This is a genomic window from Flavobacterium sp. W21_SRS_FM3 (assembly GCF_052113625.1).
Taxonomy (GTDB): domain Bacteria; phylum Bacteroidota; class Bacteroidia; order Flavobacteriales; family Flavobacteriaceae; genus Flavobacterium.
In genome coordinates, this window is record NZ_JBGQOD010000002.1 from 500,483 (window position 1) to 523,583 (window position 23,101).

24 protein-coding genes are annotated in these 23,101 nt (G+C 33.7%); 10 read left to right on the forward strand and 14 right to left on the reverse strand.

The genetic code is table 11. The features are described from left to right. Positions 1–2 precede the first annotated feature (2 nt). The 8 genes from ACEN2K_RS05655 to tgt form a co-directional block, all read right to left on the reverse strand. Positions 3–635 carry a hypothetical protein gene (locus ACEN2K_RS05655; protein ID WP_441758353.1) on the reverse strand — a complete coding sequence of 211 codons (633 nt, stop codon included), beginning with the start codon at positions 633–635 and terminating at the stop codon, positions 3–5. Positions 636–640: 5 nt separating this feature from the next. Next, positions 641–1,039, reverse strand: a complete 399-nt coding sequence (locus tag ACEN2K_RS05660) for a hypothetical protein (protein ID WP_441758354.1) — start codon at positions 1,037–1,039, stop codon at positions 641–643. Between the two features lie 155 nt (positions 1,040–1,194). Continuing rightward, positions 1,195–2,739, reverse strand: a complete 1,545-nt coding sequence (dnaB, locus tag ACEN2K_RS05665; protein ID WP_441758355.1) for a replicative DNA helicase — start codon at positions 2,737–2,739, stop codon at positions 1,195–1,197. 140 nt (positions 2,740–2,879) lie between these two features. Then, entirely contained in the window at positions 2,880–3,833 is a 954-nt protein-coding gene (locus ACEN2K_RS05670; protein WP_441758356.1) for an acetyl-CoA carboxylase carboxyltransferase subunit alpha, read from the reverse strand. Between the two features lie 187 nt (positions 3,834–4,020). After that, entirely contained in the window at positions 4,021–5,847 is a 1,827-nt protein-coding gene (locus tag ACEN2K_RS05675; RefSeq protein ID WP_441758357.1) for an LTA synthase family protein, read from the reverse strand. Between the two features lie 159 nt (positions 5,848–6,006). Then, the gene (locus ACEN2K_RS05680) at positions 6,007–6,912 is read right to left on the reverse strand and encodes a DMT family transporter (protein ID WP_441758358.1); all 906 of its coding nucleotides are present in this window, start codon (positions 6,910–6,912) and stop codon (positions 6,007–6,009) included. Continuing rightward, the gene (locus ACEN2K_RS05685) at positions 6,899–7,990 is read right to left on the reverse strand and encodes an LptF/LptG family permease (protein WP_441758359.1); all 1,092 of its coding nucleotides are present in this window, start codon (positions 7,988–7,990) and stop codon (positions 6,899–6,901) included. Before ACEN2K_RS05685 ends, ACEN2K_RS05680 begins: the two co-directional genes overlap by 14 nt. Positions 7,991–8,095: 105 nt before the next feature. Then, complete coding sequence (gene tgt, locus ACEN2K_RS05690) at positions 8,096–9,226, reverse strand: tRNA guanosine(34) transglycosylase Tgt (protein WP_441758360.1); 1,131 nt, start codon at positions 9,224–9,226, stop codon at positions 8,096–8,098. Between the two features lie 973 nt (positions 9,227–10,199). Here tgt and ACEN2K_RS05695 point away from each other — a divergent pair. Both ACEN2K_RS05695 and ACEN2K_RS05700 read left to right on the forward strand, forming a co-directional pair. After that, complete coding sequence (locus ACEN2K_RS05695; RefSeq protein ID WP_441758361.1) at positions 10,200–10,643, forward strand: hypothetical protein; 444 nt, start codon at positions 10,200–10,202, stop codon at positions 10,641–10,643. 337 nt (positions 10,644–10,980) lie between these two features. Beyond that, positions 10,981–11,715, forward strand: a complete 735-nt coding sequence (locus ACEN2K_RS05700) for a hypothetical protein (protein WP_441758362.1) — start codon at positions 10,981–10,983, stop codon at positions 11,713–11,715. 95 nt (positions 11,716–11,810) lie between these two features. Here the strand turns inward: ACEN2K_RS05700 and ACEN2K_RS05705 are convergent, their stop codons facing one another. Then, positions 11,811–12,281, reverse strand: a complete 471-nt coding sequence (locus tag ACEN2K_RS05705; RefSeq protein ID WP_441758363.1) for a hypothetical protein — start codon at positions 12,279–12,281, stop codon at positions 11,811–11,813. Positions 12,282–12,483: 202 nt separating this feature from the next. Beyond that, a complete protein-coding gene (locus ACEN2K_RS05710) occupies positions 12,484–13,275 on the reverse strand; it encodes an alpha/beta hydrolase (RefSeq protein ID WP_441758364.1) in 792 nt (263 codons plus the stop codon). Positions 13,276–13,463: 188 nt separating this feature from the next. Between ACEN2K_RS05710 and ACEN2K_RS05715 the strand changes: the two genes are divergently transcribed. From ACEN2K_RS05715 to ACEN2K_RS05740, 6 genes are all read left to right on the forward strand, one after another. Beyond that, positions 13,464–14,021, forward strand: a complete 558-nt coding sequence (locus ACEN2K_RS05715; protein ID WP_441758365.1) for an RBBP9/YdeN family alpha/beta hydrolase — start codon at positions 13,464–13,466, stop codon at positions 14,019–14,021. A 500-nt stretch (positions 14,022–14,521) separates the two neighbouring features. Further along, positions 14,522–15,268, forward strand: a complete 747-nt coding sequence (locus ACEN2K_RS05720; RefSeq protein WP_441758366.1) for a COG4705 family protein — start codon at positions 14,522–14,524, stop codon at positions 15,266–15,268. Between the two features lie 314 nt (positions 15,269–15,582). Continuing rightward, positions 15,583–16,152, forward strand: coding sequence for a YciE/YciF ferroxidase family protein (locus tag ACEN2K_RS05725; protein WP_441758367.1), 570 nt, complete (start codon positions 15,583–15,585; stop codon positions 16,150–16,152). Positions 16,153–16,389: 237 nt separating this feature from the next. Continuing rightward, a complete protein-coding gene (locus ACEN2K_RS05730; protein WP_441758368.1) occupies positions 16,390–16,677 on the forward strand; it encodes a rhodanese-like domain-containing protein in 288 nt (95 codons plus the stop codon). Between the two features lies 1 nt (position 16,678). Continuing rightward, on the forward strand, positions 16,679–16,990 hold the full coding sequence (locus ACEN2K_RS05735) for a rhodanese-like domain-containing protein (protein WP_441758369.1): 312 nt from the start codon (positions 16,679–16,681) through the stop codon (positions 16,988–16,990). Beyond that, entirely contained in the window at positions 16,991–17,239 is a 249-nt protein-coding gene (locus ACEN2K_RS05740) for a hypothetical protein (protein WP_441758370.1), read from the forward strand. Between the two features lie 149 nt (positions 17,240–17,388). On the opposite strand, the gene ACEN2K_RS05745 is transcribed toward ACEN2K_RS05740, so the two are convergent. From ACEN2K_RS05745 to ACEN2K_RS05755, 3 genes are all read right to left on the reverse strand, one after another. Continuing rightward, positions 17,389–18,483 carry an alkene reductase gene (locus ACEN2K_RS05745; RefSeq protein ID WP_441758371.1) on the reverse strand — a complete coding sequence of 365 codons (1,095 nt, stop codon included), beginning with the start codon at positions 18,481–18,483 and terminating at the stop codon, positions 17,389–17,391. A 17-nt stretch (positions 18,484–18,500) separates the two neighbouring features. Then, the gene (locus ACEN2K_RS05750; protein ID WP_441758372.1) at positions 18,501–19,016 is read right to left on the reverse strand and encodes a hypothetical protein; all 516 of its coding nucleotides are present in this window, start codon (positions 19,014–19,016) and stop codon (positions 18,501–18,503) included. Between the two features lie 89 nt (positions 19,017–19,105). Then, on the reverse strand, positions 19,106–19,711 hold the full coding sequence (locus ACEN2K_RS05755; protein WP_441758373.1) for a Crp/Fnr family transcriptional regulator: 606 nt from the start codon (positions 19,709–19,711) through the stop codon (positions 19,106–19,108). Positions 19,712–19,897: 186 nt separating this feature from the next. On the opposite strand from ACEN2K_RS05755, the gene ACEN2K_RS05760 reads away from it, so the two are divergent. Continuing rightward, positions 19,898–20,752 (forward strand): transketolase, encoded by an 855-nt coding sequence (locus tag ACEN2K_RS05760; protein WP_441758374.1) that lies wholly within the window; start codon positions 19,898–19,900, stop codon positions 20,750–20,752. 75 nt (positions 20,753–20,827) lie between these two features. Continuing rightward, positions 20,828–21,781: a transketolase family protein gene (locus tag ACEN2K_RS05765; RefSeq protein WP_441758375.1), complete on the forward strand. Its 954-nt coding sequence runs from the start codon at positions 20,828–20,830 to the stop codon at positions 21,779–21,781. Between the two features lie 235 nt (positions 21,782–22,016). Here the strand turns inward: ACEN2K_RS05765 and ACEN2K_RS05770 are convergent, their stop codons facing one another. After that, the gene (locus tag ACEN2K_RS05770) at positions 22,017–23,024 is read right to left on the reverse strand and encodes an FKBP-type peptidyl-prolyl cis-trans isomerase (RefSeq protein WP_441758376.1); all 1,008 of its coding nucleotides are present in this window, start codon (positions 23,022–23,024) and stop codon (positions 22,017–22,019) included. Positions 23,025–23,101 lie beyond the last annotated feature (77 nt).

Consider the following 23,101-nt stretch of genomic DNA (forward strand, 5'->3'; position numbering starts at 1 on the left):
ATTTAGGTAACCTTCTTTAAGTAAAAACTTTTCTTCCATTCTACTAGAATGAAAATTTGATAAATGATGTACAAAAATGAGTTTAAAATCCAGGGAATTTTATTGAGCGAGGGACTTAAAGTCGTCATTAAATTTCCAACGAGAAACAAGACAGTACTTCCAAAGAGGTAGATCAAAACTCCAATATTTACATAGTAAAATTCCTTTTCTTCATTTAATAAATTATAAAAATGAAAGGCTGCATAAATTATAAGAGTAAAAGAAGTAATAAATATTTCAAACAAATTGAATTTTGCAAACAAGCTGGGATCCATAAAATATTGAGCTCCCAGTACTAACAAAACAATCAATAAACCTGCTTTCACAATTTTTCGTTGCAAGTTTACTTTACTAAGCAGCGTAAGATAAAAAAGACTTAAGACTACAAACTGACCAATGAAATAAAAGTGAGACAGGAATAAATTATTTTTCCGTTGCTGAATGAACACTTCTGCTAAAATTTGGACCACTAGAATCACACCTAAATAAACAACAAATGTCTTATAGGCTTTCCCTTTACTGGCAACACTCTTAAGAAAAAGGATAAAATTCAGTAATAACAAGAAATATCCAATAAATGCTAATATTCTGTTCATTTATACTATGTTAATAAAGGACTTGAAGGATCGCAGTCTGTAGGACAAGGTCTGGTAAAATCATAAATTTCATCTTGCTCTGACTTGTTAGTACCAATACCTTGAGTAATCATATCTTCATAAATACCGGTCTCCGGATTATATTTAGTTCCTACAATCATCAGTTTCTCCACATTATTATCATCAACTCCAATGTAGGCTCTAGCAGCATCAACTCCTTCTCCTAGTACTTCAAGCATGTCCACTTTTGGAATCAGAAAAGCATGTAGCTCATGATGTTTATTGTACTTACCTTCTTTTTTGGTCCAGCGTTTTGCCCACTTCTGAGCCGTTTTTAATGGAATTGAATTGATTGCAATTCCTACTTTTTCTGATAATTTTCCTAATGTGTTTTCTTTAGCCATCATTCTATTGGTTTAGTAATTTAAAAAATTAATGATTTAACAAATCTAACAGATAGCTAAAGTACTGTTTTTAAATTTTTTAACATATAAAATATTCCTTTTAAAAATAATGAAGCATAAAAAAAGCCTATATCAATAGGCTTTTTTTTACTATTCTAAAACGGCATATCACTGTCGTCATCATCGTCATTTAAATTGCTACCAAAAGCCTCATGAGCTGATGGAAGGTTTTTAGTTATATACGAATTATCATCATCATTCATAGAAGAAGGTAAATCATCATAGTTACCACTAAAATCTTCTAGATTATCAAACTTTCCTAGATGCCCTATAAATTTCAAACGAACATTTTCGATTCCACCATTACGGTGTTTGGCAATCATAATTTCTGCCTGACCTGCGGTTGGTGAAGCTTCATCATCATCCCACTCATCAATTTTATAATATTCAGGACGATACAAGAACGAAACAATATCCGCATCCTGCTCAATCGCACCCGATTCACGAAGATCAGAAAGGAGTGGTCGTTTACTAGATCCACGAGTTTCTACCGCACGCGACAATTGAGATAATGCAATTACAGGTACATTCAATTCTTTTGCTAATGCTTTTAAGTTTCGGGAAATAGTCGAAATTTCTTGTTCACGATTTCCACCACCTTTACCGTTTCCTCCTGCAGTCATTAATTGCAAATAATCAACAATGATAATTCGAATACCGTGCTGCGAAACTAAACGTCTTGCCTTGGCACGTAAATCAAATATGGAAAGTGAAGGGGTATCATCTATAAATAATGGGGCTTTCTCTAAGTTTTTAACCTTAGTACTTAATTGCTCCCATTCATGTTTTTCTAATTTACCTGTACGTAACTTCTCTGAAGACAAACCAGTTTCAGATGATATTAAACGCGTAATTAACTGTACAGATGCCATCTCTAAGGAGAACAAAGCTACTGGCATTCCAAAATCGATAGCCATATTTCTAGCCATAGATAATACAAAAGCTGTTTTTCCCATCGCAGGCCTTGCTGCAATAATAATTAAATCACTAGGCTGCCATCCTGAAGTTAATTTATCTAATTTCTCAAATCCGGTTGCAACACCACTCAATCCTTCTTGTCCTGCAATTTCTTCAATACGTTTTTTAGCTTGTAGCACTAAACTTTGTGCCGTTTCTGAACTACGTTTGATATTCCCTTGGGTTACTTCATAAAGCTTAGATTCTGCTTTGTCTAATAGATCAAATACATCAGCAGAGTCATCATAAGAATCTTCTATAATTTCTGATGAGATGCGAATTAAACTTCGTTGAATAAACTTTTGTAGAATGATTCTGGAGTGAAATTCAATATGTGCAGATGAAGATATTTTTTGCGTAAGCTGAATTAAGTAAAAATCACCTCCAGCTATATCTAACTTACCGTTTTTCTTTAACTGAGCTGACACAGTCAACAAGTCAATAGGCTGAGTATCAGTAAAAAGCTGGACAATAGCTTCAAAAATATGTTTGTGCGCTTCTTTGTAAAAAGCGTCTGGTTGAAGAATATCAATTACATCATCGACACCTTTTTTATCAATCATCATTGCTCCCAGAACAGCTTCTTCTAGTTCGATTACCTGTGGTGGTAATTTTCCTTTTTCTAAACTTATGATTGTTGTTTTATCGACCTTAACAGGGTTTATATTTTTGAAGTTCTCCATACTGCGAAAGTAACATAATTTTAAAAAATATTTTTCTTGAGTTATTACAAAAAATTGTTTATAAGTAACTGATTTTTGTTTATAACCAAAAAAAAATCCGAAACTATAGGGCTTCGGATTTAAATGTTGTTTGTAAGATTTTACTCTTTATATTCGCCCATTTTACTGTATTTATCCATCCTCTGAGCGATTAATTTTTCTGTTGATAAGTCTTTCAATTCTGCATAGCCTTTCAATATATATTCTTCTACTGTTTTAAAAGTAGTTTCTCTATCATAATGAGCACCACCTAATGGTTCAGGAATAATATCATCAATCAACTTTTGCTTTTTCATATCAGAAGAAGTCAATTTCAGAGCTTCTGCAGCTTGTTCCTTGTACTCCCAGCTTTTCCATAAAATAGAAGAACATGATTCTGGTGAAATAACAGAATACCAAGTATTCTCAAGCATGTATACGCGATCTCCTACACCTATTCCCAATGCACCACCTGAAGCACCTTCACCAACAATAATGGTAATAATAGGCACTTTAAGACGAACCATTTCAAAGATATTCCTAGCAATTGCTTCACCTTGTCCGCGCTCTTCAGCTTCAAGACCAGGATAAGCACCTGGAGTATCAATAAGTGTCAAAACGGGAATACCAAATTTTTCAGCCATTTTCATTAAACGCAATGCCTTACGGTAACCTTCTGGATTTGCCATCCCAAAGTTTCTGTATTGACGTGTCTTTGTATTGTAGCCCTTTTGTTGACCTACAATCATAAAAGACTGACCGCCTATTTTACCTAAACCACCAATCATCGCTTTATCATCTTTAAACCCTCTATCTCCATGAAGTTCTAGAAAGGTATCACCACAAATTGCTTTGATATGATCTAATGTATACGGTCTGTTTGGGTGTCTTGACAACTGTACACGTTGCCATGCAGTCAAGTTTTTATAAATATGCTTTTTGGTTTCTATTAGCTTCTTGTTGATTTGTTTACAAGTTGTTGTAACATCAACATCTGATTCCTGACCAATAACAAGGCATTTATCTAACTGATCTTCTAGTTCTTTTATTGGAAGTTCAAAATCTAAATATTCCATATGATTTATGCGTTTTTGTTTTTTATTTGGAACTGCAAATATAAAATATTAAATCGTTTGCAGCCCTTTATTTTTTATTTAAGTATGTTAAGTTCATCAAGTTTTGGCAAAAACTAAACAAATTACTGCCCTACAAATTCAACTAATATACTCAAAGCCAACGGCAAGAGCCGCTAATCTACTCTATTTACTTTTGTCCTTTCATCCTGTATTTACGTTCTTTATAAAGGTAAGATGCCGTTGTGACATGAGCTAAGGCATCTTTCGCCATTTCGCTATTGACTTTCACTGGAGTCAACACGGTGTCGTTTTTCATTTCAAATTGCACTGGTTCCTTATTGGGCTGTAATATAACAACTTGATTCCCTACTCTAAAGGCATTGTTATTATGAAATTGCATAATAGCTCTTCCAGTTGTATTGGCCGGGAGTTTCATTAAATTGCGTCCGGGCATCGGGTTTTGTACATCCATACCTATAAAATTTAAAACAGTTGGAGCAATATCTATTTGACTACATAATTTAGTGTAGTCCACACCTTTTGGCACATTAGGACCTATAAGCAATGCCGGGATGTGAAATTTATTGATAGGCACTAAATTTTTCCCATAGGTTCTGGTATTATGATCTGCTATTACTAAGAAAATAGTGTTTTTGAAATACGATTCTTTTTTTGCCATTTCGAAGAATTTTCCAATAGAGAAATCAGCATATTTCATGGCATTGTGAACAGTATTTTTCTGTTTGTCGTATAATTCAATGCGCCCATCAGGAAACTCAAAAGGTTCGTGATTAGATGTAGAGAACATCAACGAGAAAAAAGGCTTATTCCCTTTGGACTTAAAATAAGTATTTGCTTTGACAGCTAAATCTTCATCTGAATAACCCCAAGTCCCTTTAAATGCTGTTTTATCATTTTTATAATCTGACTCGTCAATTATATCACTAAAACCATTACCATTAAAAAAAGCTGCCATATTATCAAAATTTGCCATACCGCCATAGATAAAACTAGTTTGATAGCCTTTCTCTTTTAAATTTTGAGCCAACGTATAAAAAGCAGTTTGTGAATTACTCAATTTTACCACACTCTCTGAAGGTGAAGGTAAAAAACCGGTAATCACAGCTTCAATTCCTCGTACACTTCTTGTACCAGTGGCATAAAGATTTGTAAACAATAGCCCTTCTTTAGTTAATTTATCAAACTCAGGAGTCAAAGGCAAGCCTCCTAGACTTCCCACATATTCAGCACCTAGACTTTCTTGAAGAAAAATTACCACATTGTAAGGCCTAGCAATAGTACTATCTGATTTTTGAACGTGCATCAGCGGCAAATCGGGATTAGTGAAATCTGCTTCTGGTACATTCATATATTTTTTAACTCTGCTAATGGCTTCATTAGCATCCATTTTTCCGTACATCTTAGCCGCATCTCCTTCATTTTTAATAGAATAAAGGGCAAAACCAACAGTATACAAAGAATTTAACCCCAAATTATTGGTTAGCTGATCCGTTGAAAATATCGCATTACTAGCATTTATAGGTCGTTTTGAAACCAGACTAGAACGTGCTCCAAAAAACAATAAAAAGGCAACTAGAGGAAACAGCATTAATTTGGTACGGTACATGGTGAATTTGGGATAAAATAAAACCCCTGCTTTTTTAATACTGTAAATGAGTGCCAGTGCAAGAAAAAAGAATGAAAAAACCATCGATCCTAAATAGCTTTTCACTAAGGTTCCCATAACTTCCCTAGGATAAATCAAGTAATCAATAAATAATTTATTTGGACGGGTATCATACTCTTTTATAAAATCATGACTCGCTAATTCGATAAAAAGCATTAGAAACAAAAAAGCAATAAAGTAGAATGCAAAAAAACGTCTTATTTTCTGCAGATATTCATCGGGAAGGACACATAATAGTAAGGTAGGCAAAAAAGAAATATAAGATAAAAGTATCAGATCCATGCGCAAACCAATGGGGAAAATCATCCAATAATCTGGCGTTTGCATCACGCGATCTTTAAAAATAAAAAAAAGGATAATCCTGCTTAGTGTTGTAATAAGAAGCCCAATAAAAAGGAAATTAAAGATTGGTTTTAGGAAAATTATTTTTTTCATTTAAAAAATATTAAGGTGATATACAAAAGTTTTCCTACTGTACAACAACAGCTATTGCTGACCAACAATCGCTGTACTTTTAGGCTTTTGTCTGTGTTTAATAATACCGTTAAGAATAACCGTTATGATAATGATCACGGCTCCAACATAAAATGAAAAACTCATTTTCTCTTTTCCTCCAATGATAAAATACGCGAGAACAATACCGTAAACAGGCTCTAAATTTGTAGTCAACATTACGGTATACGGACTCAGTTTTTCCATTACTTTAACGGATGCTGTAAAAGCATAAGCCGTACAAACTGACGCTAAAATTAGCAATAGCATCCAGTTATTAAAACTCAGATCAAAAAAGTCAGCTGTAAATTTGTTTTGGTACAGAAAGTAAAGTGTGATAAAAAATACTCCCGACATGAATTCGTAAAACGAAATTACTGATGGATCATGTTTATGTATCAATTTCCCATTCATCAACGTAAATAAAACGCCAAGTAAGATGGAAACTAATGCAAACAACATGCCTTCTAAATAATTGACTTCGACCTTCATAATCATAGCAAGTCCTGCGATAATCACGAGCCCAAAAAGCACTTCATACCACAATACTTTTCGGCCATAAAAAAGAGGCTCTAATAGCGATGCAAAAAAAGCACCTAAAGAAAATACCGAAAGTGTGATTGAAACATTAGAAACATGAATAGCATGGAAAAAAGTGATCCAGTGTAGCGCAATCAAGAGCCCTACAAAAACCAACTTAAGAAAAGCAGTCGTGGGTATTTTAAATGATTTTTTCTTAAAAACTAGAAATAGGGCTAGAAATATACCTGCTAAAAACATGCGATACCAAACTATAGCATCGGCACTAATGGTTATTAAAGCGCCAAGAATGGCTGTAAAACCCCAAATAAAAACTATTAAATGAAGACTCAGGTAACTTTTTAATTTATCGTTTTGCATTGCGTAATAAATAGATCGCTAAAATTCCAAATACAATATTAGGAAACCATACAGCTAAAAAAGGGGAGAAAGTTGATTTCTCAGCAATAGTTCCAAATATTTTATCAAAAAACACATAACCAAAAGCGATGGCTATCCCTATGGTTAGATTCATTCCCATTCCTCCTCTTCGTTTCATTGAAGAAACTGAAACGGCAATAATTGTTAGAATAAATGCTGAGATAGGCACACTGTATTTCTTGTACAACACTACCATATACACATTAATATTTGAAGACCCACGCTTTTTTTCTTTAGCAATAAATTGATTTAATTTATTCAAACTTAACGTTTCTGCAATATAAACCACAGGAGTTAAATCCTCCAGATCAAAAGTGAATTTGGTCTTTTTCTCTGGTACTTTTTCAATTTTATCTCCTAAAACACCTACCGTTCTCTTTGTATAATCATACATGGTATACGTACTGTCAGCAGGGTTCCATTTAATCCTGCTTGCAGTGATTTTAGAAACTAATTTCTCCTTTTCAAAACGTTCTAACGCAAAGTTAAACGCCACTTTAGACTCGGTATTGAAACTATTAACATAAATAAACTCGTTATCATTAATTTGTCGGTACACATCTGTATTGTCTCCCAACATGGCTTCTTTACCGCCGCCCCCTTTTAAATAGGTGTACCTAAAATAGTTGAAGCCTTCACTAGATTTTGGAACTACGTAAAATCCCATTATTAATACGAAAATAGAAATAATGGTTGCCCCAATAATGTACGGTCTTAAAAAACGAGTAAATGAAATTCCCGAACTTAATATGGCAATAATTTCTGTATTGTTAGCCAGCTTTGATGTAAACCAAATAATCGATAAAAATAAAAATATCGGAAATAAAGAGTTGGCAAAATAGATAGTAAAATGATAATAATAGATTGCAATTTCCATCAACGGAATCTTGTTCTCTATCATTTTATTTATCTTTTCAGAAACATCAATAATAATCCCAATAGGAATAAACATCAACAACATAGCCGCAAATGTGGCTAAGTATCGCTTTAAGATGTATCTATCTATTATTGTTAACATTTAAAAAAGTTTAAGGTTCAATGTTTAAAAGTTTACGGTTTTGAACAGTCTCAAATTCCCTTTAGGAGTTTTAAACTTTCAGCTAACAAAACTTTAGCCAATTTTTTATAATCTCTGATTCATATTTTTGACCATCATCTCTTTCCATGGTCTAAAATCACCAGCTAAGATATGTTTTCTAGCCTCGCGAACCAACCACATATAGAAACCCAGATTATGAATCGTAGCAATTTGTTTTCCTAGATATTCATTAGCTGCAAACAGGTGACGTAAATATGCTTTAGTATACTCAGTATCTACAAAAGTATGCCCCATTTCGTCGATTGGCGAAAAATCAGCCTCCCATTTTTTATTCTTAATATTGATAGTACCGTTAGCTGTAAATAACATTCCATTTCTAGCGTTACGGGTAGGCATCACACAGTCAAACATATCAATCCCTAAAGCAATATTTTCCAAAATATTAATAGGCGTTCCCACACCCATCAAATAACGCGGTTTGTCTTCAGGTAAAATTTCGCAAACTACCTCAGTCATCGCATACATTTCCTCAGCAGGTTCCCCTACAGATAATCCACCAATGGCATTCCCCACCTGGTTTGAATTAGCAATGTATTCCGCTGATTGCTGGCGCAAATCTTTGTAACAACTACCTTGAACAATAGGAAAAAAAGCTTGATCGTAACCGTATTTTACAGGAACTTTTTCTAAATGATTTACACAACGGTCTAACCATCGGTGAGTCATTTTCATCGAGCGTTTCGCATAATTATAATCACATGGATAAGGTGTGCATTCGTCAAATGCCATAATTATATCAGCACCTATCGTACGTTGAATCTCCATCACATTCTCTGGCGTAAAAACATGATATGAGCCATCAATATGAGACTTAAATTTCACTCCTTCTTCTTTGATCTTACGATTAGAAGACAGCGAATATACTTGGTAGCCACCAGAATCCGTTAAAATATTACGGTCCCAGTTCATGAATTTATGCAAACCACCCGCTTTCTCAAGGATTTCAGTTTGTGGACGCAGGTATAAATGGTAAGTGTTTCCCAGGATAATATCTGGATTTATATCTTGTTTAAGCTCTCTTTGGTGAACCCCTTTTACTGAGGCTACAGTACCAACAGGCATAAAAATAGGCGTTTCAATAACACCGTGATCAGTAGTAATGCTTCCCGCTCTGGCTTTAGACTGCGGGTCCTTTTTTAATAAATCAAACTTCATAGTAACGTTTTTCTCCCGATTGTTCGGCTGGCAAAGATAGGATAATTTGAAACCCGCATCAAATAAATATTTTTATGCTATTGAAATATAAAAAGGAAATACTGACTAGCAAAAATTAACTGTAGCTGAAGGCCAAAATTTTGTTTTTAAATCAATTTAAAAATGGATTAAAATTTAGGATTTCACAGTTAGGGAGTCTAAAAAAGTGCTTTTTACTGTAGTCAAAAGTCCAAAATATTTATTGGGCGTGACCTTGTTGCAGAAACTAAAAGTTCAAATTATAATTTTCGTTATAACAAGGTCGGGCTATCCGTTGCAATCTCCCGAAAAAGCTCGGGAGGATTTTCACTTCTATCCCTCACGCAAATAGGCGATCTGTTTTGAACGAGAATGCGAAATAAAAATGAAAATGAAAGTTTTAACTAATAATTCAATTACAGTCGCAAGTTCGCTAGAAAGTTCTAGATTCAAACGACAGCAGCATTTCTTGTTTGCTATTTTGGAATATCTAAAAACATTTATAAGCGTACTCGCAATAGTCAAATTCACATAATTTATTGCAAATGATTAAACGAATACGCTTCATATGGAAGATTGTAGCATTATTATCTTTTACTAGAGATTATTTTACTAACTGCTTTAGCAATGATTCGTTCGATACTCAGTTTTACGCTATGAACTAGATAAAATATTTTATTACAATTGCTCGTCCTAATGCAGCATTCTTTTTAAGTTCCTTCACATATAAAATTTATACTCTTTCATCACTGAATTTTTAAGACATCTTATAAAGTTTATCACCTCTGTGCTATAACTAACTACACTGAATGATAGGATTCACTAGTTATACTGCCTACTTACCATATTAGAATAAACACTCATACCCAGCAAGATACAGCAGGAATAATTTTAAATCTGTGATATTTATTGTAATTTCGTTGAATTGTAAATAGCCAACATTGACCAAAAAAACATGACTTTATCAGAATATATAATTAGAAGAAATGGAGTACCCATGGGGAGTTCTAAATCTTTGAGAAATAATCTTCACCGGTCTTTTGGTGCTAAAAACTTCGCTACGTTCTGGAATTTTTGGAATCCTATCTTCGGGTATTATTTAGGACAAAAAATCTTCAAACCCCTTAAAACTTATTTTACTCCAGCCATTGCTTTAGTAATGACGTTTATTTTTTGTGGATTACTGCACGATACGGTGACAACCCTTTTTCGTGGCAGTATTTCGTTATTTTTTACCCTTTGGTTTTTACTTATGGGTTTGATTGTGCTGTTGACTACTTATTTGAAACAAGACTTATCCCATAAAAATTGGATGAGCCGTGCATTTGTCAACCTGGCTATTATCTTAGTAACTTTTTCTATAACGAATCTGTTATACAATTTTATAGAAGCTTCATAAAATTTGTGTTTTTAAAATAATTATTCCCTATTAAGAATTATTAAAAGATCTAAAATTAAATACATTTAGAAAAAAAAACTGGCTATTCCATATTTAAATTATCAAAGTATAGAGCTTAATCAAACATCCCATTACAACATTACGCAAGTACTTAATAAATAGGATTTAAGGCATAAAAACGAGGCCTTAATAAAAACAGAAATCAGATCAATTTTTAAATACTTCCTAACTATTCTTTCTGCCTGTAGCAAACTAGACCGCTCTTTCTTCCAAACTAAATAAGCTATATTTACTTTTAAAAGTATTTATAAATCATTCTAAAATTGAAAACCAAAAAATGAAAACCACATTAGAGAAGAAAGTTAATTTTTTAACAGGATATGCTGTTGTGAGTTCCCTAATCTTTGGAACCCTATTATTAAGCTCCTTTGGCAAAGAAGAAAAAACAGAATCGTTTGACGAAATTACGACCAAAAAGATCAATTTAATTGCAGAAGATGGCAGTTTAAGGATGGTTTTAAGTAATGAAACCAGACAACATTCTGGAAGAATGAACGGAAAAGATTATCCCAAAAGACAAAGACCTGCCGGCATGATTTTCTTTAATGATGAAGGTGATGAATGCGGGGGTTTAATTTTTGCAGGTAAAACCACCAATAATAAAACAAGTTCAGGAATGTCCTTTACGATGGATAATTACCATGATGACCAAGTCATTCAGATACTGAATACTGAAGAATATGCAGATGGTAAAAGTACGATTCAAAGAGGTATTTCAATCAATGAATATCCATTAGGATCCAACATTGACGATCGGAATACCAAATTTAAAGCACTTGAAAACATCGAAAACGAGGAAACAAGAAACCTAAAAATGCAGGAATTATGGGATAAGGAAGGATCTAAAAAAAGACTTTTTATTGGCCGAACAAAATCTAATAGTTCGGGTTTATTTTTATACGATAAAGAAGGGAATCCAAAAATAAAAATCCATGTAGATGATGAAGGTAACCCTAAATTTGAGATTATTGACAAAGACGGTAAATTCATCAATTTCTTAGATAAAAAATAATCTCTAAACCATAAATTCTTTCTAACAGCAACAGTAAGTTCAAAATAAAACCGCTCTTTTTAAATTAAGAAGAGCGGTTTTAACAATCCTGTTCTTTAAAAGACACCTAATCGTACGCTTGGGGCACGCACGCCTATCTGTGTATTTACACTTGTACTACTGGGACGTGACTGATAATTTTGAGGTTCATAGCCATAATAGTAATATCCAGCATGCTGATAAAAAGAATTACTATGGTAACAATGGGCATCACAGTGATGGTGATGTTCAGCATACGCCTCTTGTTTACTTGTTATATAAACTCGATATGCCTTTCTATTTTGCCTCTTTAAATTCTTTTCGTATTCTTTCTGTTCGTTCCAGAATGCTTTATCTTCCGCTTTTGTCTTCGCTTTAAATTCCATTTCAAAACGAGCATCTTCTACTCCTCTTTGCTGATAGTAAGCCATCTTATCTTGATTGTTGCTTACTTTCACCTCAGCTCTCATGCTTGCCTTTTGGGCATTAGCAGTAGCTACCGCACTGAAAAATAATATCGTAAATAAATTTTTAATCGTCTTCATCATTTTTAAATTTTAGTGATAGGTCACTATCGTTTATAGTAATAAGACAACTATAAACTAAAAAACCCTACCCTAAAGACAAAAAAATAATATCTTACAGATAAAGAAGAAACACGATTAAAAAACAGCTCGATTTTACACAAAATGCAAAGTGGAAGTTATTGTAAATTTGAATTCAGACTTTCACTCCAGTTGCAAGATTGTTTTATTTACTGTGCAATTGCATAAAATGAATTACCTCATCAAAACGGTCGCTCCATGGCCAAAAGTATTGTGTAACCATAGGCACATGTTTTTTATCCAGATGAATAGCAGATATATTGGCCTGAAACGGTTTTAAAGCTTTTAGGAAACGATTGTTTGCTGTTATTATTGAGGGATAGGTTTTATCTCCTAAATAAATAAGAAAGGGTGGGGAGTTGCTATCTAAAAAATAAATGGGTGAAGCCTCTTCCCAATTTTCAGGTTTTCGAGTCCAAGTAGTCAAATAATCATCAGTTGTTGTGGGCGGGTTTTGTTCCAAATAATTTTTCATATCTAACCCTGCAGCATCATTCAAAATAATTCCTGAAATAGTCTTAGGATCAATGCCGTACTTAGAATTCATTACAGCCAAAGCACCAAGATGACCACCAGCTGAATGTCCTGTGATAAAAAGATTCTTAGCGTTTCCTTTATATTTACTAATATTCTGCTGAGTCCATTTAATTACTGCCGCAATTTCCTTAGTCATATCATCATAATTTGCTTTAGGGCTCAATGTATAATCCGGGATAATGGTGATTACGCCTTTCCTTGCAAAATTTCGTCCTAATAAATCATAGGTGCCTTTGCGGCCGCTGTTCCAGTTTCCTCCATGGATAAAAATTAAAACTGAGGCATCTTCCTTGCTATTTCTTGGCACAAAAATATTTAATTTCGGCGTTATTAATTCACCAGTGACAATGGGAGCTGTTAAATAAGAGGTGTCTTTTATTTTTTTTGAACTACAGCTCATCAGTAGGAACGTGTTCAATATAATTAATAGAGCAAGTTTAAATCGCATTTTTTTTAACAAATATATCAATTCTACCTAATATGGGTTAAAAGATTATTTTCAAACTATATAGCTAGTTAGATCTTTAAAATGAGAATGTATTTGCATAGATTTGTAGGAAGAACAAGCTACTAGTAAAAAATTATGATATGGAACACACGCTATTAATTGTACCTGGATTAGGAGATTCTGGAACTGAGCATTGGCAAAGTTACTGGCTGAAAGAGTTTAAAAATGCACAAAAAGTTTTTCAAAAAGATTGGCATCGACCTCAACTTAGTCTATGGCTGGATAGTTTAAGTAACACTATAAATAATATTGAAGGACCAATAATTATAGTCGCTCATAGTCTGGCTGTTTCTCTAATCAATCATTGGTCGCAAAATAACGATTGTAATCAAGTCGTTGGCGCTTTATTAGTGGCACCAGCTGATGTTGATTCTGCTTTACATACCCCAGAAGAAACTAGAAACTTCTCTCCTATGCCATTAACACAGTTGCCGTATCCTTCAATTGTTATAACTAGTTCTAACGACCCTTATATCTCTGTTACAAAAGCGGCCTATTTTGCTTCGCATTGGGGAAGTCAATTTAAAAATGTTGGCGCTCAAGGCCATTTGAATTCTGATTCTCAGTTGGCTAATTGGCCAGAAGGCAAGGAACAATTAGCATTCTTAATGGCGCAAATTTTAGAAAGCAGAAAATAACTTATTTGATAACTGATCAAAAAAATAACAGCCTTCACTTTTCAGCTAAGACTGTTATTAATAGGTTTTTCTTGGGGAACAACCTAAATTTCAACTAACAATTAAAATCTAAAACCTGAAACAAAGTAGTTGGCTCTGTACTTTTCTTCTAAGTGTTGCTAACGATTTATCCTTACCTCAAGTTGCTGCATGTACAAATACACTTATTTAACCAAATCTTTCTATTAAAAATAATAACCAATTATAATAATATTTAACTGCTTCATAATTTTTATCTGTTAACTATGGTACAAATATAAATCGGTATCTCAAATTACAATTTAGTTTTAGACAACAACCCTTTTAGTGTCGATGAATGGTAGTTATCTATAGTTGAATAGAATAGTACATCTTAATCCAATCTTAATTTAATTGAAAAAAGTTTAGCATACATTTGATAGCAAGCACTTTTTTTGAGCACGACTAAACACCCACAGTGGCCTCCTTTATTTACTTAAATTATGGAAAGACTTAATAAAGTAGCGCAATTATCGCTACTGTTCTGGATAATGAAAATCATCGCGACTACACTGGGAGAAACACTGGGAGATTATATAGCTCAAACATTAAACTTAGGTTATACAATAGGGTTAGTTATTACATTTGCGTTTTTCAGTATCGCGTTGTCTTTTCAGTTAAAGTCTAAGAAATACATACCCACATTTTACTGGCTTGTGATCATTGCTACTACTACTTTAGGTACTGAAATTTCAGACTATTTAGATCGAAGTTTACATTTAGGATATACATTAGGAAGCTTATTTTTATTTTCCTGCTTGCTACTGACCTTGTTTCTTTGGTATCGAAAATTCAAAAGCCTGAGCGTTTACCCCATTACTGAAAGTAGTAAAGAGATATACTATTGGATGGCCATCTTATTTTCTAACAGCTTAGGAACAGCATTTGGAGATTATTTAGGAGACAACTTGGGTATGAGTTATTTGAACGGGGCACTGATTACTGCAGCGGTTATCGTTATTGTCCTGATACTTCATTATGTCTCCAAAATCAATCAGGTTCTTCTTTTTTGGATTGCCTTTATTTTTACAAGACCATTTGGAGCTACTTTTGGCGATTTCTTAACCAAGCCCATAAGCAAAGGCGGACTAGATTTAGGAACTTTAGCAGCTTCTATAGTCTCATTATTTCTGATGATTTTACTGGTAATTATTGCTCATAGAAAGGTAAAACGAACAATAATTACCTAATTCTACCGCTTAAATTTAAAATACTTCAGTAAAAATTATAAACACCCTTCACCTTCATACCATAATAAATAAAGCTTTTCTTTTATAAAATAAACTTATTCAGTCCAGCCAAAGGACACAAATTGTTATTATACAGAAAGTCCCTATTATTTTTAGTTAAAAAATTCATATTAATCTAATTTACAATTATATACAATTTTAATTAAGTAATTTTATAGTGAACCAATTCAAAAGCGCCTATGAAATTAAAGTATTAATTTATATCAGAAAGTAAACGACAAAAACTATAGTAACAACAACACAAAAAAAATATTATGGAACCAACAGCAAGAACGCAACAAAAGGGAAATGTAACAATGAAGGCAAAAAGTGATTCAGCTCACGGACTCAGAGATTTGTTTGAAGTAGGATTAAAAGACATTTATTATGCCGAAAAAGTTTTGAGTAAAAATTTACCAAAAATGGTTAAAAATGCCTCTACTCCTGAACTTGTCAATACGTTAAAAGGCCAAATTACGGAAACAAAAGAGCATGTTTCTAGGCTTGAAAAAATTTTTAAAACGGCTGGTATCAAACCAGAGGCGCAAAAATGCGATGCGATGGACGGAATTTTGAAAGAAACAGAAAATCTAATGAAGAATACTGATTCGGGAAATGTTAGAGATGCAGGAATAATTGCTTCAGAACAAAAAGTAAAACATTATGAAATAGCAACTTACGGAACACTTCATGCTTTTGCTCAAACTTTGGGAGAAAATAAAGTTGCTGATTTACTCGCTATGACTTTAAATGAAGAAAAGAAAGCCGATGCTGCATTAACAACTATTGCCATGGCTTCTATTAATAAAAATGCATTTAAAGCTGATGCTATCACAAATACATAAAATCAGAGCTAAAAAATAACAACTTAATAAGTTTATTTAGTAAAGCCTCTTAACAAAGAGGCTTTTTTCTTTTTTTAATTTAAAGCCAACGATATTTTTGCGAAATTTAGTCTTATGTAACAAAAGTTACTGTAAACGCCTTTTTGAAGCCGTACTTTTGTACTGCAAAAAGAGCGATAATGCATGTAAAATGAAAATGATGCTCTACAATGCACTATTAACTTAAAATACAACAAAATGAAATTAGAAGACATCATCAAAGAAAACCAAGGAACTGTAGTAGATGTGCGCTCCTACGGAGAATTTATGGGTGGTAATGTTGCCGGTTCTGTCAATATTGCCTTGAATGAAATTCCGGAGAGAATTGAAGAATTAAAAAAATTAAAGGCACCACTAATCCTCTGCTGTGCTTCTGGAAATAGAAGCGGACAAGCACAACATTTTCTATCACAACATGGAATCGAATGCTTCAACGGCGGATCATGGTTAGACGTAAATTATTATAAATCACTAGCAAATAAGTAAGATGATTAACACACTTAAAAAGTTATTTGGAATTGGACCTGCAGTTAATTATGCTGAATTAGTAAAACAAGGAGCTGTAATACTAGATGTTCGTAGTCCAGGAGAATACAAACAAGGACACGTTAAAGGTTCGATAAATGCACCTTTAAATGAACTAAGCAAGCACATTTCTAAATTGAAAAAAGACGCCACTGTTATTACCTGTTGTGCATCTGGAATGCGTAGTGCATCAGCTAAAAGCATTTTAAAATCTAATGGGTTTAATAATGTATATAATGGTGGTGGTTGGAGCAGTTTACAAAACAAACTTTAAATGAATACAAGCACTTTTGTTACTAATTGGCATTTAATGCGATTCATTCGTTTGGGATTAGGACTCTATATTGGTTTCCAAGCCTTTCAAACCCAAAGTATACTTTCTGGACTATTGGCTGTATTTTTAGTATATCAAGCTATTACAAACACAGGATGCTGTGCAGCGAACAGTTGCAATGTACCAACAAATAAAAGCAGTTTAGATACAGTTGAAGATGTAGAATTTGAAGAAGTGACTGGTAAATAAACATTCTTTACTAAAATAATAAAAGCCCCAAATTGGGGCTTTTATTTTATATCGGTTTTAAGGTTTATGAGATCTATACTTATATTGCATCATTCGTATGAGATCAACATAATTTTCAGCCGTAACAACAAATTAAAATATTCTAAATTTTATACTTCCATTTTTGGATAGTCGTTATAACCCTCAGCTGTAAAAGTGTAAAAGGTACTTGGGTCAGGTGTATTTAAAGGAGCATCTTTTTCAAAACGAGCTACTAAATCGGGATTCGCAATAAATGGAACACCATAAGCAACCATATCTGCATACCCCTCCTCAATAACTTTAGTTCCACTCTCTTTAGTAAAGCCTTTATTTATCATCAGTAAGCCTTTATAAATTGGTCTAAAATGTTTTGCAATTTCAGAAACAGCATAAGGCACCTCAGTAACATCAGTAAAAGGTTCCGTTAAATGCACGTAAGCTAAACCATATTCATTCAATCGACTTACAATATATTCATGTGTAGGAATTGTATCCTGATCAATTGTCATTCCTTGAACCCCGTGCATCGAAGGATTTAACCGAACTCCTACTCTAGAATAATCAATAATTCCTTTTAAAGCATCTAATGTTTCAAACAAAATGCGTGCTCTATTCTCTATACTTCCTCCGTATTCATCAGTACGAGTATTTGAGGTACCATTAAAAAACTGATGGAATAAATACCCGTTAGCTGCATGCAGCTCAACGCCATCAAAACCAGCAGTTACTGCATTTTGAGTACTACTTTTAAAATCTTGAATAGTCATTTTTATTTCTTCAATTGTCATTTCCTTAGGTGTCACCGTATCTATAAATCCAGATGCTACATATGCTTTCGCCTCTGGATTAATTGCTGATGGAGCATGTGGCAATTCACCGTTATGCAATTCTGGATGCGACAATCTGCCGGTATGCCACAGTTGTACAAAAATCTTTCCTCCTTTATCATGTACAGCTTGAGTTACTTGTTTCCAGCTCTGTGTTTGTTCCTCACTGTAGATACCGGGCACATTGATAAAACCAACTGCTTTTTTACTCACAACCGTACCTTCTGTAATTAACAAGCCAGCATCAGCGCGGTCAGAATAGTAAATAGCCATTTGCTCAGTAGCTAAATTTCCTTCATTACCTGCACGGCTTCTAGTCATTGGCGCCATTGCCATACGATTATTATAGGTGGTTGTATTGAAGGTATAAGGACGTAATAAGATAGAATTACTCATATTATTTATATTTTAGATTAATTTATTTGAGACACATAAGTTGTAAAACCAACACTTTCGAAAATAGCAGAAACCACATCCAAAGATTTAGAATTGTGACCTTCTAGTAAAAATTCCTTTTCAGGACTGTCTTCGGTGTTGAGATTGATAATTTCAACGATAGTTGAATGGGGAAAAACCAAGTCAAAACTAAGTTGATGATTTATTGACTTCGTAAATTCATCATCATTTTCCATAATGATGATCGTTTTTGCTGTAGCTACTTCTTTAATTTTCTGTACAATACTAGCATCATTGATACAAAATCCCGAAAGTATAATAATATCTGCTTCCCAACTCGCATTCACAGCACAGTCCATTTTTTCGACATAACTGTAACGGTTTTCAGCCAAAATACTATTATAAATATCAGATAAGGCTTTTTGATTTTTATCAAATAACAATAATTGGTAACGCTGTGACAATTCTTTAAGAACAGTAAAGTTTCTTTTTTCAGAAGCTCCTATAACGGCAATGGTTTTTACATTTTGCATTTTACTTGTTTTACTGTCGCAAAATTACAGCAACTAACCTCTTGCATTCATTGAGGTACAACAAGAAATGGCATTGATCTAAATCAATTTTATTTTCTTAGCGAAAGTTGTTTTCGCACTCTACTTAAGGTTTCTGGGGTAAGACCTAGGTAGGAAGCAATCATGTGTTGTGGTACTCGAGCTACTACTTCTGGGTATGCGATAGAAAGTTTAACATACTTTTCCTCCGCAGAATCATTCAAGGCGGCATTAATTCTTGTTTGCAAAGCAATATATGCATTTTGCAACAACAGTCTTTGGTAGCGTTCAAATTTTGGAAGCGTATCCATTAATTCCTCACGGGCAGAAGATGTTAATAACAGTAATTCAGAATCCTCTAATGCTTCAATAGTATAAGTAGAGGTTTGACCGAGCAGAAAACTAGATAAATCAGTGATCCACCAGCCCTCAAATGCAAATTGAACACTGTGTTCATTTCCTTTTTCATCTATAGTATAGGAACGCAAAATCCCTTTTTCAATAAAGGCATTGTAAGTACAAATATCGCCTTCGAGTAATAAGGTTTGTTTCTTGCGAATTTTTTTAGGAATAAAGAAGGTCTTACACAACTCAAATTCTGCTGCGGTAAGCGTAACTTTCTCACCGATACTTCTGGCTAATTGATCATACATCTTCGCAAGGTAATAATTACTCAAATCAATTAAAAAAAAGCATTTGAAAAAAAAGAGAAAAGTATACCCTTCCCTTCTTCCACTAGCACTTACTGAAGCTTATTTACACTCAGTTTAGTACATTAGAATGCGCCATAACAAAATCAAAAATCATTTGTCTTACGCCAAAATAAAAATTACATTTGCAACAGTTTAACTTTTACACACAAAATGAAGCCTAACACACAACAATTAAACGATTTAACTATCCAAGTAAGAAGAGATATTCTTCGAATGGTACATGCCGTAAATTCAGGACATCCTGGAGGATCATTAGGCTGTACTGAATTTTTAGTAACCTTGTACCAAAACCTAATGGAACGCAAAGAAGGTTTTGATATGGACGGTATAGGAGAAGATCTTTTCTTTTTATCAAACGGTCATATTTCTCCAGTATTCTATAGCGTTTTAGCAAGAAGTGGTTATTTTCCAGTTGCTGAATTAGCGACTTTCCGTTTAATCAATTCAAGATTACAAGGACATCCAACTACTCATGATGGTTTACCTGGAGTGCGCATTGCCTCTGGTTCGTTAGGACAAGGATTATCTGTTGGTATTGGTGCGGCACAAGCAAAAAAATTAAACAATGACAATCATTTAATTTACACACTTCACGGTGATGGTGAATTACAAGAAGGACAAAACTGGGAAGCAATTATGTATGCATCTGCTAAGAAAGTAGACAATCTTATTGCCACTATTGATCTTAATGGTAAGCAAATTGACGGTACTACTGATGAAGTATTAGCAATGGGAAGCATCCGTGCTAAATTTGAAGCTTTTGATTGGGATGTTTTAGAAATCAAAGAAGGTAACAGCATTGAAGCTATTATAGCAGGAATGAATGATGCTAAGTCTAGAACTGGAAAAGGAAAACCAGTTTGTGTATTATTACATACAGAGATGGGTAATGGTGTGGACTACATGATGCATACGCATGCTTGGCATGGTAAAGCACCTAATGACGCACAACTTGAAAATGCTTTAGGACAAAATTATAATGTTGGAGGGAACTCAGACTACTAGAATTAAGATTGTTATTAAAATTTCTAATCATAGAATTTTTTAATCTTTCAATTTTTTAATCTTTCAATAAAGAAAATGAAAAAATATACAAATACAGGAAGTAAAGATACTCGTTCAGGTTTTGGAGCGGGAATGACTGAACTAGGTCAAAAGAACGAAAATGTTGTTGCCCTTTGTGCTGATTTAATTGGTTCGCTAAAATTTGATGATTTCAAAAAAAATCATCCAGAGCGTTTTTTCCAAATTGGAATTGCAGAAGCAAATATGATCGGAATTGCAGCAGGTTTAACTATTGGAGGTAAAATTCCTTTCACGGGAACATTTGCAAACTTTTCTACAGGGAGAGTATACGACCAAATTCGTCAATCAGTTGCTTATTCCGAAAAAAATGTAAAAATCTGTGCATCACATGCAGGATTAACATTAGGAGAAGACGGTGCAACCCACCAAATTCTTGAAGACATAGGATTAATGAAAATGCTACCTGGAATGACTGTAATCAATACGTGTGATTACAATCAAACAAAAGCAGCTACATTAGCACTTGCTGATCATCATGGACCTGCTTACTTACGTTTTGGACGTCCAGTGGTGCCTAACTTTATGCCTGCTGACGAACCGTTCGTTATTGGTAAAGCAATTATGTTAAATGAAGGTACTGATGTAACTATTGTTGCTACAGGACATTTAGTATGGGAAGCACTTATCGCTGCTGAAGCATTAGAAGCAAAAGGAATCTCTGCGGAAGTAATCAACATTCATACGATCAAACCATTAGACGAAGAAGCAATTCTAAAATCATTGGCTAAAACGAAATGTGTTGTTACTGCTGAAGAGCACAACATCCTAGGCGGACTTGGAGAAAGTGTTTCTAGAGTATTAGCGCTAAACAATCCAGCTCCACAAGAGTTTGTTGCTGTTAATGATAGTTTTGGTGAATCTGGAACTCCTGCACAATTAATGGAAAAATACCAATTAAACAACGAAGCAATTGTTGCAGCTGTAGAAAAAGTTATCAAAAGAAAATAATATATTGTAAATACAAATTAAGCTCTAAAAGCTTATTGTATTAAATCTTGAAAGGCCGTTGATTATAGATAATATCTATAATCAACGGCTTTTTTTTTAGCAGTCAAATAAGCATTCCAACACTACAATTATAGTAGCACTTATATCATTGGAATAAACCTAATAGATTATGCTATTGGCAAAAAAAATCCCATTCGCGTTAACGAATGGGATGATATAATGAAATTTCTATTTACTAATGACAGTTTTTATCTAAATGCTTTTTTAATCGTGCTGGATCAGTAATATTACCGCTACAGTTAGGAATATCACCAAAGGCATAATAAGTTCCATCTGTTTTGGTTATTTCTAGTTTTGTTGTGTAGTTATCACCATCATCATCTACATCAAGGAAATTAGGAACGCCATCACCATCCGTGTCATCAGGATTTGAAGCTGGAGTAGTAGGATATAAAACTGTATTGGTAAAATTATACATATAACCGTCACCATTTAGATCCTCTAAGTATGATGGTATTCCATCACCATCTTGATCCAAACGTTGCACTTCATACAATTTAAAGCTAAAAACAAGTGGTGCATAACTTGGAATGGTACCACTTCCAGTATTAAAATAAGCTAAACCAGAAGGTATAAACATCACTCCCGCGCCAAAATCTTTATAAGAGACAGTGCCATCATTATTACTACTATAAGTACCTGATTTGAACTGTGGAAAAATTTCTCCCCAACCTAGAATGGTAGAATACAAACTTAATACTTGTTGTGGATACTTCACCTCTTCAAATGGAGTTGCTGTCAAAGTAGTTACTTTATCTGCGTCAATTACTTGTTCTAAATACTCCCCTTTATAAGATGCTAACACGCCATCAACATTTGTAGGCGAAGTCCCTGTTCCTTCTCTAAGAACTAAGTAGTATAACTTATACATAACATCATGAAACTTCACATCTCTACTTAACAGTTTAGGAAATGTAGTACTGTTTTTGTAAGACATGATTGAAGGCTGCTGACCACCTGTTGGAATCTTAGTAAAAACTACGTCCTGATCATCTGGCGCACCCGGGTTATTAGTAACGGTGATATAATAATTATTTAAATATTCTTCAATATCAGTAATATCAGTGGTAAACTGTTCACTATATTCTCTTGGAGGGGTAATTTCTGTAGTATCATTCTTTGAACATGAAAATAAAGACAGTGTTGTAATTGATAAAATAAAATAATACTTAAATTTGTTCATTATAGCTGATTTTTAAGTGCGCAAGATACAATATTGATTTATTTTTGTAAACTATTTAACTCTGATTTTAGAATTTT